The organism is Promicromonospora sp. MS192, assembly GCF_049532985.1.
Classification (GTDB): Bacteria; Actinomycetota; Actinomycetes; order Actinomycetales; family Cellulomonadaceae; genus Promicromonospora.
The window spans coordinates 2,334,335-2,347,812 of sequence record NZ_CP186693.1; the positions used below are offsets into that span (position 1 = coordinate 2,334,335).

13 protein-coding genes are annotated in these 13,478 nt (G+C 73.5%); 8 read left to right on the forward strand and 5 right to left on the reverse strand.

What is annotated here, in order from left to right; all coding sequences use genetic code 11:
• Window positions 1–67: 67 nt before the first annotated feature.
• Entirely contained in the window at window positions 68–1,309 is a 1,242-nt protein-coding gene (glgC, locus tag ACO229_RS10480) for a glucose-1-phosphate adenylyltransferase (protein ID WP_423464861.1), read from the forward strand.
• A 161-nt stretch (window positions 1,310–1,470) separates the two neighbouring features.
• Entirely contained in the window at window positions 1,471–2,097 is a 627-nt protein-coding gene (gene serB, locus ACO229_RS10485) for a phosphoserine phosphatase SerB (RefSeq protein ID WP_423464862.1), read from the forward strand.
• Between the two features lie 102 nt (window positions 2,098–2,199).
• On the opposite strand, the gene ACO229_RS10490 is transcribed toward serB, so the two are convergent.
• From ACO229_RS10490 to fabG, 3 genes are all read right to left on the reverse strand, one after another.
• Window positions 2,200–2,739, reverse strand: coding sequence for a SixA phosphatase family protein (locus ACO229_RS10490; RefSeq protein ID WP_397414562.1), 540 nt, complete (start codon window positions 2,737–2,739; stop codon window positions 2,200–2,202).
• A gap of 33 nt (window positions 2,740–2,772) precedes the next feature.
• On the reverse strand, window positions 2,773–3,543 hold the full coding sequence (gene fabI, locus ACO229_RS10495) for an enoyl-ACP reductase FabI (protein WP_397414560.1): 771 nt from the start codon (window positions 3,541–3,543) through the stop codon (window positions 2,773–2,775).
• Window positions 3,544–3,703: 160 nt separating this feature from the next.
• The gene (gene fabG / locus ACO229_RS10500) at window positions 3,704–4,441 is read right to left on the reverse strand and encodes a 3-oxoacyl-ACP reductase FabG (RefSeq protein ID WP_397414841.1); all 738 of its coding nucleotides are present in this window, start codon (window positions 4,439–4,441) and stop codon (window positions 3,704–3,706) included.
• Between the two features lie 268 nt (window positions 4,442–4,709).
• Here fabG and ACO229_RS10505 point away from each other — a divergent pair, with 268 nt between their 5' ends.
• From ACO229_RS10505 to ACO229_RS10515, 3 genes are read left to right on the forward strand one after another with little or no spacing between them, the layout of a single operon-like run.
• Window positions 4,710–5,096 carry a DUF3099 domain-containing protein gene (locus ACO229_RS10505; RefSeq protein WP_397430056.1) on the forward strand — a complete coding sequence of 129 codons (387 nt, stop codon included), beginning with the start codon at window positions 4,710–4,712 and terminating at the stop codon, window positions 5,094–5,096.
• 12 nt (window positions 5,097–5,108) lie between these two features.
• Window positions 5,109–5,378: a hypothetical protein gene (locus tag ACO229_RS10510; RefSeq protein WP_397430055.1), complete on the forward strand. Its 270-nt coding sequence runs from the start codon at window positions 5,109–5,111 to the stop codon at window positions 5,376–5,378.
• Window positions 5,375–6,340, forward strand: a complete 966-nt coding sequence (locus ACO229_RS10515; protein ID WP_423464864.1) for an SURF1 family protein — start codon at window positions 5,375–5,377, stop codon at window positions 6,338–6,340. The genes ACO229_RS10510 and ACO229_RS10515 overlap by 4 nt, the downstream gene beginning before the upstream one ends.
• 502 nt (window positions 6,341–6,842) lie before the next feature.
• On the opposite strand, the gene ACO229_RS10520 is transcribed toward ACO229_RS10515, so the two are convergent.
• The gene (locus ACO229_RS10520; protein WP_397414551.1) at window positions 6,843–8,441 is read right to left on the reverse strand and encodes an ABC-F family ATP-binding cassette domain-containing protein; all 1,599 of its coding nucleotides are present in this window, start codon (window positions 8,439–8,441) and stop codon (window positions 6,843–6,845) included.
• A 248-nt stretch (window positions 8,442–8,689) separates the two neighbouring features.
• Here ACO229_RS10520 and ACO229_RS10525 point away from each other — a divergent pair, with 248 nt between their 5' ends.
• Window positions 8,690–10,987, forward strand: a complete 2,298-nt coding sequence (locus tag ACO229_RS10525; protein ID WP_423464865.1) for a family 43 glycosylhydrolase — start codon at window positions 8,690–8,692, stop codon at window positions 10,985–10,987.
• Window positions 10,988–11,041: 54 nt separating this feature from the next.
• Complete coding sequence (locus ACO229_RS10530) at window positions 11,042–12,250, forward strand: MFS transporter (protein ID WP_397430052.1); 1,209 nt, start codon at window positions 11,042–11,044, stop codon at window positions 12,248–12,250.
• Window positions 12,251–12,328: 78 nt separating this feature from the next.
• Here ACO229_RS10530 and ACO229_RS10535 read toward each other — a convergent pair whose 3' ends face one another.
• On the reverse strand, window positions 12,329–12,601 hold the full coding sequence (locus ACO229_RS10535; RefSeq protein WP_423464866.1) for a hypothetical protein: 273 nt from the start codon (window positions 12,599–12,601) through the stop codon (window positions 12,329–12,331).
• 189 nt (window positions 12,602–12,790) lie between these two features.
• Between ACO229_RS10535 and ACO229_RS10540 the strand changes: the two genes are divergently transcribed.
• A complete protein-coding gene (locus ACO229_RS10540; protein WP_397430050.1) occupies window positions 12,791–13,471 on the forward strand; it encodes a hypothetical protein in 681 nt (226 codons plus the stop codon).
• Window positions 13,472–13,478: the final 7 nt, after the last annotated feature.

Below are 13,478 nucleotides of genomic sequence, written 5' to 3' on the forward strand. Positions count from 1 at the left end.
ACCTAGCGCGCACGGCGGGTCAGCGCGCCACCTGACGTACCGGGCCGAAAGGCCCTAATCTCGGCGTATGGCTTCCGCTCCCCGCGTCCTCGCGATCGTCCTCGCCGGTGGCGAGGGGAAGCGGCTCATGCCGCTGACCGCCGCCCGCGCCAAGCCGGCGGTGCCGTTCGGCGGCATCTACCGCCTGGTCGACTTCGCCCTGTCCAACATCGTCAACTCGCGGTACCTGCACGTCGTCGTGCTGACGCAGTACAAGTCCCACTCCCTGGACCGGCACATCTCCAAGACGTGGCGCATGTCGCCGCTGCTGGGCAACTTCGTGGCCCCGGTGCCGGCGCAGCAGCGGGTGGGCAAGCACTGGTACCTCGGCAGCGCCGACGCGATCTACCAGTGCCTCAACATCATCGACGACGAGCGGCCCGACATCGTGGTCGTGGTCGGTGCCGACCACGTGTACCGCATGGACTTCTCGCAGATGGTGGACGCGCACATCGAGTCCGGGGCGCGCGCGACCGTCGCGGCGATCCGTCAGCCGATCGGCATGGCCGACCAGTTCGGCGTCATCGACGTGGACCCGGCCGACCCGACGAAGATCCGGGAGTTCCTGGAGAAGCCGACCGACCCGGTCGGCCTGCCCGACTCCCCCGGCGAGATCCTCGCCTCGATGGGCAACTACGTGTTCGACGCCGACGCCCTGGTCGAGGCCGTCACGAAGGACGCGGCCAACCCCGACTCGCGGCACGACATGGGCGGCGACATCATCCCGGCGTTCGTGGCCCAGGGCGAGGCCGGCGTCTACGACTTCATCCGCAACGACGTACCCGGCTCCACCGAGCGCGACCGCGGGTACTGGCGCGACGTCGGGACGATCGACTCGTTCTACGACGCCAACATGGACCTGATCTCCGTGACGCCGGTGTTCAACCTCTACAACAACGAGTGGCCGCTGTTCACGGGGTACACGGGGCTGCCGCCGGCCAAGTTCGTGCACGTGGGGCCGGGGCGCATGGGGCACGCCGTCGAGTCGATCGTGTCGCCGGGCGTGCTCATCTCCGGCGCGCAGGCGGCCGGGTCGGTGCTCTCCCCCGGGGTGCACCTGCACTCGTGGTCGAACGTGTCCAACTCGGTGCTGATGGACGACGTCCAGGTGCACCGGTACGCGCACGTGCACCGCGCCATCGTGGACAAGAACGTGGTGGTCAACGAGCGGGCGCGCATCGGCGTGGACCACGACGAGGACCGCGCGCGGGGGTTCACGGTGACGGAGAGCGGCCTGGTGGTGGTCCCGAAGGGCACGGTCGTCGACTGACGCCGCCGCGGGGGTGGCGACGGTCGCCCGGCGTCGAACGCAGGAGTAGTTGCACTCTGAGCGCTCGGAGTGCAACTACTCCTGCGTTCGACCCGTCTGCGCGTGTTCGGTGCGCAGCACGTGGACGGGAACGCGCGGCGGGGCGGTGCTCCGGCACACTGGTGCCCGTGAAGCGACTCATCGTGACCGACGTGGACTCGACCTTCTTTCGCCAGGAGGTCATCGAGCTCATCGCCGAGCATGCCGGCACCCGCGACGAGGTGGCCGCGGTGACCGAGCGGGCGATGCGGGGCGAGCTCGACTTCACGCAGTCGCTGCACGAACGGGTCGCGACGCTGGCCGGCGTCCCTGTGGCGGCGCTGGACAAGGTGCGCGCCGCCGTCGAGCTGACCCCGGGGGCGCGCGAGCTCGTCGCCGCATGTCAGGAGCGCGGCTGGGCGTTCGGGCTGGTGTCGGGCGGGTTCGCGGAGATCGTCGAGCCTGTCGCGGCCGAGCTGGGCATCGAGCTGGTGCGTGCCAACCGCCTGGAGGTGGCCGACGGCGTGCTGACCGGGCGCACCGTGGGGCCCGTGATCGACCGTGCGGCCAAGGCCGCGACCCTCCGGGAGTGGGCCGCCGCGCTGGAGATCCCGCTGGAGCACACGGTCGCCGTCGGCGACGGGGCGAACGACCTCGGCATGATCGGCATCGCCGGCGTGGGCGTGGCGTTCGACGCCAAGCCGGTCGTGCGCGCCCAGGCGCCGTACTCGGTCGAGGGCCGCCTGGACAGGGTTCTCGACCTTCTCTGACCCACGGTCCGGACGCCCTGGTCAGACGACGACGGACGTGCCGGGCGCCCGGGTCACCGGAGCGACCGGGCGTCCGGCACGTCCGTCGGGAGGTCTGACAGGTCAGCCGGGGCGCGTGACCAGGGTCAGGCGGGCCAGCCTGCGGTCCCACGCCGGCCAGTCCAAGTCCGACTCCAGGACCGAGTAGGTCGCCGTCGGGACGCCGACCCGCACCTGGGCGAGCGCGCCGTCCTCCGAGCCCGGACCGGCCAGGAGCTCGGCCGTACCCGCCATCGCGGGCTCGTGGCCGATCACCAGCACGGTCCGCGCCGCGGGATCCAGCTCGCGCACCAGCGCGAGGACACCGCGCGGCATCGCACCCAGCAGCTCGTCGGTGTAGTCCACCGGCGGCTCACCCAGGTGCTTGCGCGCGAGGTCCCACGTCTGGCGGGTGCGGACCGCCCCGGAGACGACGACGGCGTCGGGCACGAGGCCGGCCGCGACCAGCGCCGCGCCGACCTTCACTGCCTGGTCCCGGCCGCGCAGGGCGAGGGGCCGCTTCTCGTCGGGAAGTTCCGACGGCGGCTCCGCCTTCGCGTGCCGGAGCAGCACCAGCCGCCGCACCGGCGACGTGCTGGGCTCCGTGCCCGGCCCTCTACCCATCAAAGCCTCCTGCCCGTCCAGTGCCCGTGGCGTCTATTGACCCATGGCGTGCACGCCGCCGTCGACGTGCACGATCTCGCCCGTGGTCGCCGGGAACCAGTCCGACAGCAGCGCGCACACGGCGCGTGCCGCCGGCTCCGCCGTGGTCTGGTCCCAGCCGAGGGGAGCTCGGTTGGGCCAGGCGTCCTCCATCGTCGCGAAGCCCGGGATGGACTTGGCGGCGGTGGTCCGGATCGGCCCGGCCGAGACAAGGTTGCAGCGAATTCCTTCGGGCCCGAGGTCGCGCGCCAGGTAGCGGTTCGCGGACTCCAGCCCGGCCTTGGCCACGCCCATCCAGTCGTAGACCGGCCAGGCGAACTGCGCGTCGAACGTGAGGCCGACGACGGCGCCGCCGTCGGTCATCAGCGGCTGGGCCGCCACGGCGATCGACTTGTACGAGAACGTGGACACGTGCAGCGCCGTGGCGACGTCCTCCCAGGTGCCCGAGAGGAAGTTGCCGCCCATGACGGACTGCGGGGCGAACCCGATCGAGTGCACCACGCCGTCGAGCCGGTCGAAACCCTCGGCGCGCACGGCGTCGGCCAGGCCGTCGAGGTTCTCCTGGCTGGTGGCGTCGAGCTCGACCACGGGCGCCTCGACCGGCAGGCGCTTGGCGAAAGCCTGCGTGAGCTTCATCTGCCGCCCGAAGGACGAGAGAACGACCTCGGCGCCCTCCTCCTGCGCGAGGCGGGCGGCGTGGAACGCGATCGACGAATCGGTCAGCACGCCCGTGACGAGCAGCTTCTTACCTTCGAGGAGACCCATGATGTCCTTCCGTTCGAGCGCAGGCGTGCCAAGACAACCCCTGCGCTGGGTGCGAGCGTAATGCGGATCGCGGCTCGGAACGAAACTCCGCGCCGTGAGTGATGTCCAGAATGTTGGATATGTACGGACGTAACCGCAGGTAGCGGCCTCAGAGTACGGGTCAGTGACCCATGCCCAGCCCGCCGTCGACCGGGATGACGGCGCCGGACACGTAGCCGGCGGCGTCCGAGGCCACGAACGACACGACGTGCGCCACCTCGTCCGCCGAGGCGAACCGGCCGGCCGGGATCGACTTGAGGTAGCCGGCCCGCACGTCCTCCGACAGCGCGGCCGTCATGTCGGTCTCGACGTAGCCCGGCGCGACGACGTTGGCCGTGATGCCGCGGGTGCCGAGCTCCCGGGTGATCGAGCGCGCCATGCCCACCAGGGCGGCCTTCGACGACGAGTAGTTGACCTGGCCCGGGCCGCCGGTCAGCCCCACGACGGAACCGACCAGCACGATGCGGCCCTTGCGGGCGCGGATCATGCCCTTGGAGGCGCGGCGGACGCAGCGGAACGTGCCCGTGAGGTTGACGTCGACGACCGACTCGAACTCGTCGTCGCTCATGCGCATGAGGAGCTGGTCCTTGGTCACGCCCGCGTTGGCCACGAGCACCTCGACCGGGCCCAGGTCCTTCTCGATGGCGGTGAACGCGGCGTCGACGGCCTCGGTGTCCGTGACGTCCGCCACGTAGGGCGCGACGCCCTTGGGCAGCTCCCCGCCGCGGTAGATCGTGGCGACACGGTCGCCGTCGGCCACGAAGCGCTCCGCGATGGCGCGGCCGATGCCGCGGGCAGCCCCCGTCACGACGACTACGCGCCCGGTCGGACCTGCGGCGATGCTCTGGGAGGCGGGCATGGTGGTCACCTGAAGCTCCTCGGTGGTGATGGCTTGTCGCACGGAGAGGCCGCGCGAGGCTGGGGGCCGCGGCCGGGGCCTGGGTCGATCCAGGTCCGCTGCGACGCTACCCCGCGCGTCGGCGGCCCGCCGCGCGCGCCGGGCCACAGGGATCCCGCGGTTCTTGTCGGTTTCCTCCAATCCGGCGCCTGCCCGGGGTGACGAACCTGGCTGTCCGGCAGCCCGCGGGACGTGCCCGGCGGGCCTGCCGCGGACGTAGACTGGCGGGATGAGCGAGCCGGTCCCGTCCATCACGTCGGCCCCCGAGCCGCTGGCGGTGGACCAGGCACGTCGTACGCGCAGCTACCTCATCCAGATGTCCATCCGCGTCGTCTGCATCATCGGGGCGGTGCTGGTCGACGGCTGGCTGCGCTGGGCCCTGGTCGCCGCAGCGGTCGTGCTGCCGTACTCCGCCGTGCTGGTCGCCAACGCCGGCCGGGAGCGCAACACCCACGAGACCTCGCCGGTGACCCCCGCCGCGGCCCCGGCCCTCACGGAGCTGCCCGTCCCGGACCCGGCCGCTCCGCCCACGACGCCCGCCGACCCGGGCTCCTCGCCCGCGACGACGTACACCACGCCCGGCCCTGCACGCGTCATCGACCACGTGGACGACTGAGGAGAACGACCGATGGACCTCCTCGGATCCCTGGGCGCCTCCCCCGATCCCCGCCCGACGCCCGACGCCGTGCCCGACGGCGAGCTGATCTGTAGCGCAAAGGGCTGCCGCGCGACGGCTTCCTGGGGGCTCCTGTGGAACAACCCCAAGCTGCACACGCCCGAGCGGCGCAAGGTGTGGCTCGCGTGCGACGAGCACCGCGAGCACCTCGAGCAGTTCCTCGGGGCGCGCTCGTTCTGGAAGCAGACCGTGCCCGTGGCCGAGCTGGACCGCGCGTCGTGAGCGGCGCCGGTCCGGTGCCCCACCACGGCGGGGTGCTGCACGACGGCGGCGGCGAGGAGTCCCGCGGCCCCCGCACCACCCGGCAGTGGGTGATCCTGGCGGTGGCGGCCGTGGTGCTCGCCGCGCTGTGCCTGGTCGCCGGGCGCTGGCAGTGGAACCGGGCGGAGTCGCGCAACGCCGAGATCGACCTGGTCAACGCCAACTGGTCGGCCCCCGTGGTCCCGGTCGACGAGATCCTGCCCGGGCCGGGCAGCGTCGTGCCGGACGACGAGGTGTGGCAGCGGGTCGAGCTGACCGGCGAGTACGCGACCGACGCCACGGTGCTGCTGCGCAACCGGCCCGTCGGCGGCCGCGGCGGGTACCACGTGCTGGTCCCGTTCGAGGCCCGGCTGGCCGACGGCCAGGAGGTCGTGATCGTGGTCGACCGTGGGTTCGTGCCGCTCGGGTCCGACGGGTCCGCGCCCGACACGGTGCCTGCGCCGCCGTCGGGCGAGGTGACCGTGGTGACGTCGCTGCGCGCGGACGAGCCGCCGTCGGACCGCGGCGCACCACCCGGTCAGGTGCAGGCGATCTCGACCGCCCAGGTGCTCGCCGCGGGGCCGCAGGGCGCCGCGTGGGCGCAGGGGCGTACGGTCGGGGCGTACGGCGCGCTGCGCGCCGAGGACCCGGCGCCGGCCACGGCGCTCGCCCCGCTGCCCAAGCCGGACACCGACCCGGGCTCGCACCTGTCCTACGCGTTCCAGTGGGGCATCTTCGCGATCGGCGCGATCGGCGGGTACGTGCTGCTGTGGCGTCGCGAGCGCGGCGCCCTGCGCGGTGAGACGGTCTCGGCGGGCGACCTGCTGCTGGCCTCGGGCGAGGCCGCCGACGGCGCGGGCGTGCGGGCGCGCAAGGCTCCCCGGGACCGCCGTCCGACCGCTGAGGACGAGGAGGACGCCCTCATCGAGGCGCAACTGCGCTGAGCTGCCGGGCGCACGGCCGGGCCCGGGCCTCCGGTGGGCCTGCCCCGCGTCTCCAGTGAGCCTGCCCCGCGGGGGTGGGTTGCTGTGAGTAGACAATGTCTACGCAGTGCAACGCACCTGCTCTCCGGTGGGCCTGCCCCGCGACTCCGGTAAGCCTGCCCCGCGGGGGTGGGTTGCTGTGAGTAGACAATGTCTACGCAGTGCAACGCACCTGCTCTCCGGTGGGCCTGCCCCGCGACTCCGGTAAGCCTGCCCCGCGGGGGTGGGTTGCTGTGAGTAGACAATGTCTACGCAGTGCAACGCATCTGCGCGGGGCACCCGCACCCGGCACCGTCCGCTGCCATGACAGGCAACGCCCTCCACCGCTGCGGCACGCGCCACTCTCCGTCGCCATGGCAGGCAACGCCCTCCGTCCGTCGCAGGCACCGCCACAGCGGACAGGCCGCGCCCGACGGCCCGGCGATTACGGGACCGGCGCCCCGCACCCGGGCCGCCGAACCACTCAGGCCAGCGAGACCAGCTCCTGGTAGCTGTCGTTCCAGAGGTCCTCGTCGCCGTCCGGCAGCAGGAGCACGCGCTCGGGCTCCAGGGCCTCCACCGCACCGTCGTCGTGCGTGACCATCACGACCGCACCCTCGTACGTCTTGAGCGCGCCCAGGATCTCGGCGCGCGAGGCGGGGTCGAGGTTGTTGGTGGGCTCGTCCAGGAGCAGCACGTTCGCGCCCGAGACCACGATGGTGGCCAGCGCCAGGCGGGTCTTCTCGCCGCCGGACAGCACGTGCGCGGGCTTCTCGGCGTCGTCCCCGCTGAAGAGGAACGAGCCGAGCACGGAGCGCACCTGGGTGTCGGTGAGGTCGGGTGCGGCGTGCCGCAGGTTCTCCACGACGGTCGCGTCCATGTCGAGCGTGTCGTGCTCCTGGGCGTAGTAGCCCAGCTTGAGGCCGTGACCGGGCACGACCTCGCCCGTGTCCGGCGACTCGACGCCCGCCAGGATGCGCAGCAGCGTCGTCTTGCCGGCACCGTTGAAGCCGAGCACCACCACGCGGGAGCCGCGGTCGATCGCCAGGTCCACCCCGGCGAACACCTCCTGCGACCCGTAGGCCTTGGACAGCCCGGCGGCGGTGAGCGGCGTGCGTCCGCAGGGCGCCGGCGTCGGGAAGCGCAGCTTGGCCACGCGGTCCGCGGCGCGCTCGGTCTCCAGGCCGCCGAGCATCTTCTCGGCGCGCTTGATCATGTTCTGCGCGGCGGTGGCCTTGGTCGCCTTGGCGCGCATCTTCTCGGCCTGGGCGAGCAGCGTGCCCGCCTTCTTCTCGGCGTTGGCCCGCTCGCGCCGGCGACGCCGCTCGTCGGTCTCGCGCTGCTCCAGGTAGGCGTCCCAGCCCATGTTGTACTGGTCGAGCTCGCCCCGGTTGGCGTCCAGGTGGAACACCTTGTTCACGGTGGCGCGCAGCAGCTCGACGTCGTGGCTGATCACGATGAAGCCGCCGTTGTACGCCTTGAGGTAGTCGCGCAGCCAGATGATCGAGTCGGCGTCGAGGTGGTTGGTGGGCTCGTCCAGCAGCAGCGTCTCGACGCCGCTGAACAGGATGCGCGCCAGCTCGATGCGGCGGCGCTGACCGCCGGACAGGGTGCTCAGGGGCTGGCCCAGCACACGCTCGTCCAGGCCGAGGTTGGCGGTGATGATCTGCGCCTCGGACTCCGCCGCGTACCCGCCGGCGGCCAGGAAGCGCGCCTCAAGCTTGGGGTAGCGCTCCATGGCGGCGGCCTGGGTGGCCGCGTCGTCGGACGCCATGTCGGCCTCGGTCGCGCGCATCTGCGTGATCACGTGGTCGAGGGCCCGCGCCGACAGCACACGGTCCATCGCGAGCACCTCGAGGTCGCCCGTGCGCGGGTCCTGCGGCAGGTAGCCGATGTCGGTGCCGCGCACGATCTGCCCGCCCGTGGGCTGGGTCTCGCCCGCGAGGGTCTTGGTGAGCGTGGTCTTGCCGGCGCCGTTGCGACCCACCAGGCCGATCCGGTCGCCCGAGGCGACCCGGAAGGTGGCCTCGCTCAGCAGCACGCGCGCGCCGACGCGCAGCTCGACGCCATGGGCAGTGATCACGCAGGGGTTCCTCACGGTCAGGGGGGTGGTGGTGCGGGCAGGCCCACGGCGGCGGGGGCCGGTCCAGTCTAGTGCGTACCGGCCCGGACCAGCGGTGGCGTGTCTCACCGCTCGGCCTCCTCCTGGACGGGACGGCCCGGCGACGGTACCTTCACGCCTGGTACTACGTTGTACCAGTGACCGTCGACAAGGAGGCGACGGGCCGCGTCATCGACGACGCGGCGCGCCGCCCGAAGGGATGAGAGCCCATGCAGACACGGTTCGTCGCCGTCCTCGCCACGCTCACGCTGGGCGTGGGGACGGCCCTCCTGTCCGACGGCGGGGGCAGCACGCCCGCCGCGGCCGCTCCCCCGCCGCCCGCCACCACCTACACCAACCCGATCACGGAGCCGTTCGCCGACACCTACGCCGACCCCGCCGTGATCCGGGGCAAGGACGGCTGGTGGTACCTGTACGCCACCAGCGACCCGCTGGTGGAGGGCGGCCCGTTCGGGAACATGCACGTGGCCCGTTCGCGGGACCTGGCCACGTGGGAGTACGTGAGCACGATCTTCGACGAGGAGAACCGGCCCGCCTGGACCGCCGACGCCTCGTTCTTCTGGGCGCCCGACATCCGCTACGTGGACGGCCGGTACGTCATGTACTACACGGTCACGGACACCGCCGCGAACCCCGACCCGTGGGACTACACGATCGGCGTGGCCACCGCGCCCACGCCCACCGGGCCGTGGAGCGACTCCGGCGGTCCGGTGCTCGACCCCCGCCCGGCGTCCGGCGGCGGGTACCTGAACACCATCGACCCCGCGCTGTTCACCGACGACGACGGGTCGCACTACCTCTACTTCGGCGGTTTCAACGGCGGCATCTGGGTCACGCGCCTGGACGAGACCGGGACGCGCGCCGTCGGCTCGCCCACCCGGGTGACGGTCGCCGACCGGTACGAGGGCGCGTTCGTGGTCGAGCGGGACGGCTGGTACTACCTCATGGGCTCGTCCGCGAACTGCTGTGCCGGCCCCGTGACGGGGTACAGCGTCTACACGGGCCGGTCCCGCTCGCCGCTCGGCCCGTTCGTGGACCACGAGGGCGTGGGCCTGAACGAGTCGCGGGTGGGCGGCACCCAGGTCGTGGCACAGAACGGGAACCGGTGGATCGGCGTCGGGCACCACGCGGTGCTCACCGACGTCTCGGGGCAGGACTGGATGCTCTACCACGCCATCGACCGGGACGACGCCTGGCTGAACGAGCCCGGCGGCATCAACCGGCGACCCACGCTGCTGGACCGCATGGACTGGATCGACGGCTGGCCCGTGGTCAACGCGGGCGCCGGGCCGAGCGAGGGGCCGCAGCCCGCGCCGGTGGCCGCGAGCGACCTGGGCATCGCGAGCGCCGACCCGGCGTCCGGGTCCGGCCTGCGCCGCGTGTCGGGCACGCTGGCCCGCGGTTCCGACGACGCGGGTGACGCCGGAGCGATCGCCCGGCTGGTTCCCGGCCGCCGGGACCCGGCGGTGGTGCGCACGGCACCCGCCCCGCGGGACCTGCGGGTCGAGACCGACGTGCGGCTGCCCGCCGACGCCGGCGCCTTCACCGTCGGCCTGGGCCACGACCGGTCGGCCGTCACGGTCCGGGTGGACGCCGGGGCACGGGAGCTGGTCGTCACGCAGGGCCGCCAGGAGCGCCGTGCGGCCCTGCCCGCGAACACCGACCTGACGTCCTGGCACGTGCTCACCGTCGAGGCTGCCGACGCCGCGGTCACCGCCCGGCTGTCGTCCAGCGGCCTGGGCGACCTCGACGCCGAGGTCCGCCTCACCCTGCGCGCACCGCTCCCCGGGCGGGCGCCGGTGCGCCTGACGGCCGACGGCGCCGAGGCGCACGTCGACAACCTCACCGTCGTGGCGGCCCACGAACCGGTCACGCGCCGCGTGGCCGAGCCCCGCGCGGGGGCCGTCACGTTCGCCGAGCGGTTCGACGGCGAGCTGGACGCGGGCTGGCGCTGGCTGCACGCGCCCGCCGACGTCACGGTGGCGGACGGTGCCCTGTCGTGGCCGCTCACGGGCCACGACCTGGTCGGCGGCGCCAACGACGCACCGGTCCTGCTGCGCGACGCCCCCGACGGCGACTACGTGCTGGAGACCACGGTGACCCTGCCGCTGGGCGAGGGCACGGTGCGCAACTACCAGCAGGCGGGCCTGCTCGTGCACGCGGGCGACGACGACTTCCTGCGCCTGGCCCCCGTGTCGATCTGGCAGACGCGGCAGGTCGAGTTCGGCAAGGAGCTCACGGCCGACGGCGGGCGCTGGTGGGGCGGCCACGTCTCGGGGCCCGTCGCGGACACGATGCACCTGCGCCTGTTCCACACGCTCGACCCGGACACGGGTGAGCACCGGTACCGGGCGGCGTCGTCCCGCGACGGGAAGAGCTGGCGGTTCGGCGCCACGTGGACCCTCCCGGCGGGCACCGACCCGCAGGTCGGCGTCTACGCGGGCGGCGGGGCGTCGCCCGCCACGTCGGCGGTGTTCGAGGAGGTGCTGATCCGCGAGATCCGCTGACCCGCCGGCGTCGCCCCCTTGCCGGTGCGCCGGGAGGTGGTCTGGGATGGACCCATGACCCCTCCCGGCCACCGGCCCGCACCCTGGCAGCCCGGCGACGTGCGAGAGGCGGCGGGCGGCCTGTTCGCCCTGGGCCTGGCGACCTTCGTCGCGATCACCACCGAGCTGGTCCCCGTGGGCCTGCTGCCCCTGATCAGCGCCGACCTGTCGGTCACCGAGGGCGTCGCGGGGCTGCTGGTCACGGCGTACGCGTTCATGGTCGCGGCGCTCGCCGTGCCCCTGACGTCGGCCACCCGCCGGCTGCCGCGCAAGGCGGTGCTGCTCGGCGCGCTCACGGTGTACACCCTCAGCAACGTGCTGGTGGCGCTCGCCCCGACCTTCGCCGTCGTCGCCGTGGCGCGGGCCCTGGGCGGCGCGTCGCACGCGGTGTTCTTCTCGGTGAGCATCGGGTACGCGTCGCGCCTGGTGCGCCCGCACCTCGCCGGGCGTGCGCTCGCGCTGGTCACCCTGGGCGCCTCGGCGGGGTTCGTGCTGGGCGTGCCGCTGTCGACGTCGCTGGGCACGGCCGTCGGGTGGCGCGCGGCGTTCCTCGTCCTGGCGGGCGCCTGCGCGCTGGCCGGGCTGCTCACGGCCCTGCTCCTGCCGTCGGTGCCCGGCGGCGGCGCTCCCCCGGACGACGCCGCCCGCGGCGCCCGCCGCACCGCGCTGGCCGGCGTGACGACGGCGAACGCACTGGCCTACCTCGGCCACTACACCGTCTACACCTACGTGTCGGTGCTGCTGCTGGCCGCCGGTCTCACGGCCCCGGCGATCGGCCCGGCGCTGCTGCTGATCGGCGGCCTCGGCCTCATCGGCGCCGCGTACGCCGCCGCGCGCCTCGACGCGCACCCGCGCCAGACCACGGTGGTCACCCTGCTGGTGGTCGGCGCCGGTGTGCTGGCGCTCGGCCTCGCGTTCCCGGGCACCGTCGGCACGCTCGCGGCGGCCGCCGTCTGGAGCATCGGGTTCGGCGCGGTCGCCGCCGTCTTCCAGACCGCCGCGATCCGCACACGGGGCGCGTCGCCCGACGTCGTGGGTGCGCTCGTGAACGCCACGGCGAACATCGGCATCGGCGGCGGCGCGGCGCTCGGGGCGCTCGTGCTCGACGGCGCGGGGCTGGCCGCGGTGCCGTACACCGGGGCGGCGCTCGTCGGCGTGGCGCTGCTGGTGGTGCTGCTCGGGCGGCGGGCCTTCCCGGCGGGCAGCGACAGCCCGGAGGCGTAGGTGGTCACGGCAGCGCACGCGACGCACAGGGACCCACGTCACGTGCGCCCGGTCGGCGTGGTCGGCGGCCCGCACCGGTCAGGACGCACGGGCGAGGGCGGCACGTCGGGTGGTCGTCGCGGCCGCCGTGGACGTCCACGCCGACTCGCGCACGTCCACGAACACGCGCATGCACGCCACGCAGCCCACCAGGTGGTCCTCGAGCCGACGACCACGACCGGGCAGCAGGCGATACCTCAGGTAGTCGGCGAGCGCCGCACGCGTCGCGGCGCACTCGACGTCGCGCGTGGCGTCGTGCGCGGGGTCGCACCCGGGGATCGCCGGGCCGCGGACCGGTTCGATGTGCCTCATGCCCCTGAGACGCTCGCGCCGCCGGGATGTCACAGCACTTTGAGAAATTGGTCCGAGACGCCTCCCCTGCCCGGGTATCACAGCCTTTGTTGCGGCTTGCCCACCCACCTGAATGCCTGTTCCGGCCTCGATCCCGCGGGTTCACCGGCTGGGCGCGCGATGCCGGCGTGCCGGACGTACCGTCCGCTCATGGGCACCGAGTCGCCGAGCGTTCCCGTCACCGTCTCCGACGCGCTACCGAACCTTCGTCCCGGACGGCTGGCCCGGGCGGACGACCTGACCAACCACCGGCCCGCCATGCACCTGGTGGCCCAGCGTCGGGTCTACCGGCGTCAGCACCTCGCCAGCCTGGTGCGCGGACGGCTGCGGGGGCGGTACGACCCGAGGCACCGCGCGCTGAGCCGCCGCATCGCCGGGGTGCGGGGCGTCGCGAACGAGCTGTGGGAGCTGGTGGCCAAGCACCCGGCCTGGCGGGTGCTCCACTCGATCCGCACCGACGTCTCCACGCGGACCGGGCAGCGGGTCGGCCCCCTGGAGCTCGACGAGCTCGTGCTCGGCCCCGCGGGCGTGTTCGTCGTCCAGGCCGTGTACCGGCCGGTCGAGGACGTGACGGCCGACGCCGCGCGCGAGGCCGCCCGGCGCACCCAGGAGATCCTGAACCGGGCGACGCGGGTGCCGGTCACGGTGCGGGCGCTCATCGTGTTCGTGCGCACCGACCAGCCCCGCGTCGTCGGCCCGCGCGACGACGTGGAGGTGCTGACCGAGGACGAGCTGGTCCCCTGGCTGGAGTCCCGCCGCCCGATGCTGACGGACCGCGAGCTGGAGATCGTCCACCTCGCCGCCCGTGACCGCCGCACCTGGACCTCCTGACCTGCCT

Coding starts and splice junctions, on each gene's coding strand:
- ACO229_RS10510 (WP_397430055.1), top strand. CDS start 5,109: ATGGACCTCCTCGGATCCCTGGGCGCCTCCCCCGATCCCCGCCCGACG.
- ACO229_RS10490 (WP_397414562.1), bottom strand. CDS start 2,739: ATGGGTAGAGGGCCGGGCACGGAGCCCAGCACGTCGCCGGTGCGGCGG.
- ACO229_RS10535 (WP_423464866.1), bottom strand. CDS start 12,601: ATGAGGCACATCGAACCGGTCCGCGGCCCGGCGATCCCCGGGTGCGAC.
- fabI (WP_397414560.1), bottom strand. CDS start 3,543: ATGGGTCTCCTCGAAGGTAAGAAGCTGCTCGTCACGGGCGTGCTGACC.
- glgC (WP_423464861.1), top strand. CDS start 68: ATGGCTTCCGCTCCCCGCGTCCTCGCGATCGTCCTCGCCGGTGGCGAG.
- ACO229_RS10540 (WP_397430050.1), top strand. CDS start 12,791: ATGGGCACCGAGTCGCCGAGCGTTCCCGTCACCGTCTCCGACGCGCTA.
- ACO229_RS10505 (WP_397430056.1), top strand. CDS start 4,710: ATGAGCGAGCCGGTCCCGTCCATCACGTCGGCCCCCGAGCCGCTGGCG.
- ACO229_RS10525 (WP_423464865.1), top strand. CDS start 8,690: ATGCAGACACGGTTCGTCGCCGTCCTCGCCACGCTCACGCTGGGCGTG.
- ACO229_RS10530 (WP_397430052.1), top strand. CDS start 11,042: ATGACCCCTCCCGGCCACCGGCCCGCACCCTGGCAGCCCGGCGACGTG.
- fabG (WP_397414841.1), bottom strand. CDS start 4,441: ATGCCCGCCTCCCAGAGCATCGCCGCAGGTCCGACCGGGCGCGTAGTC.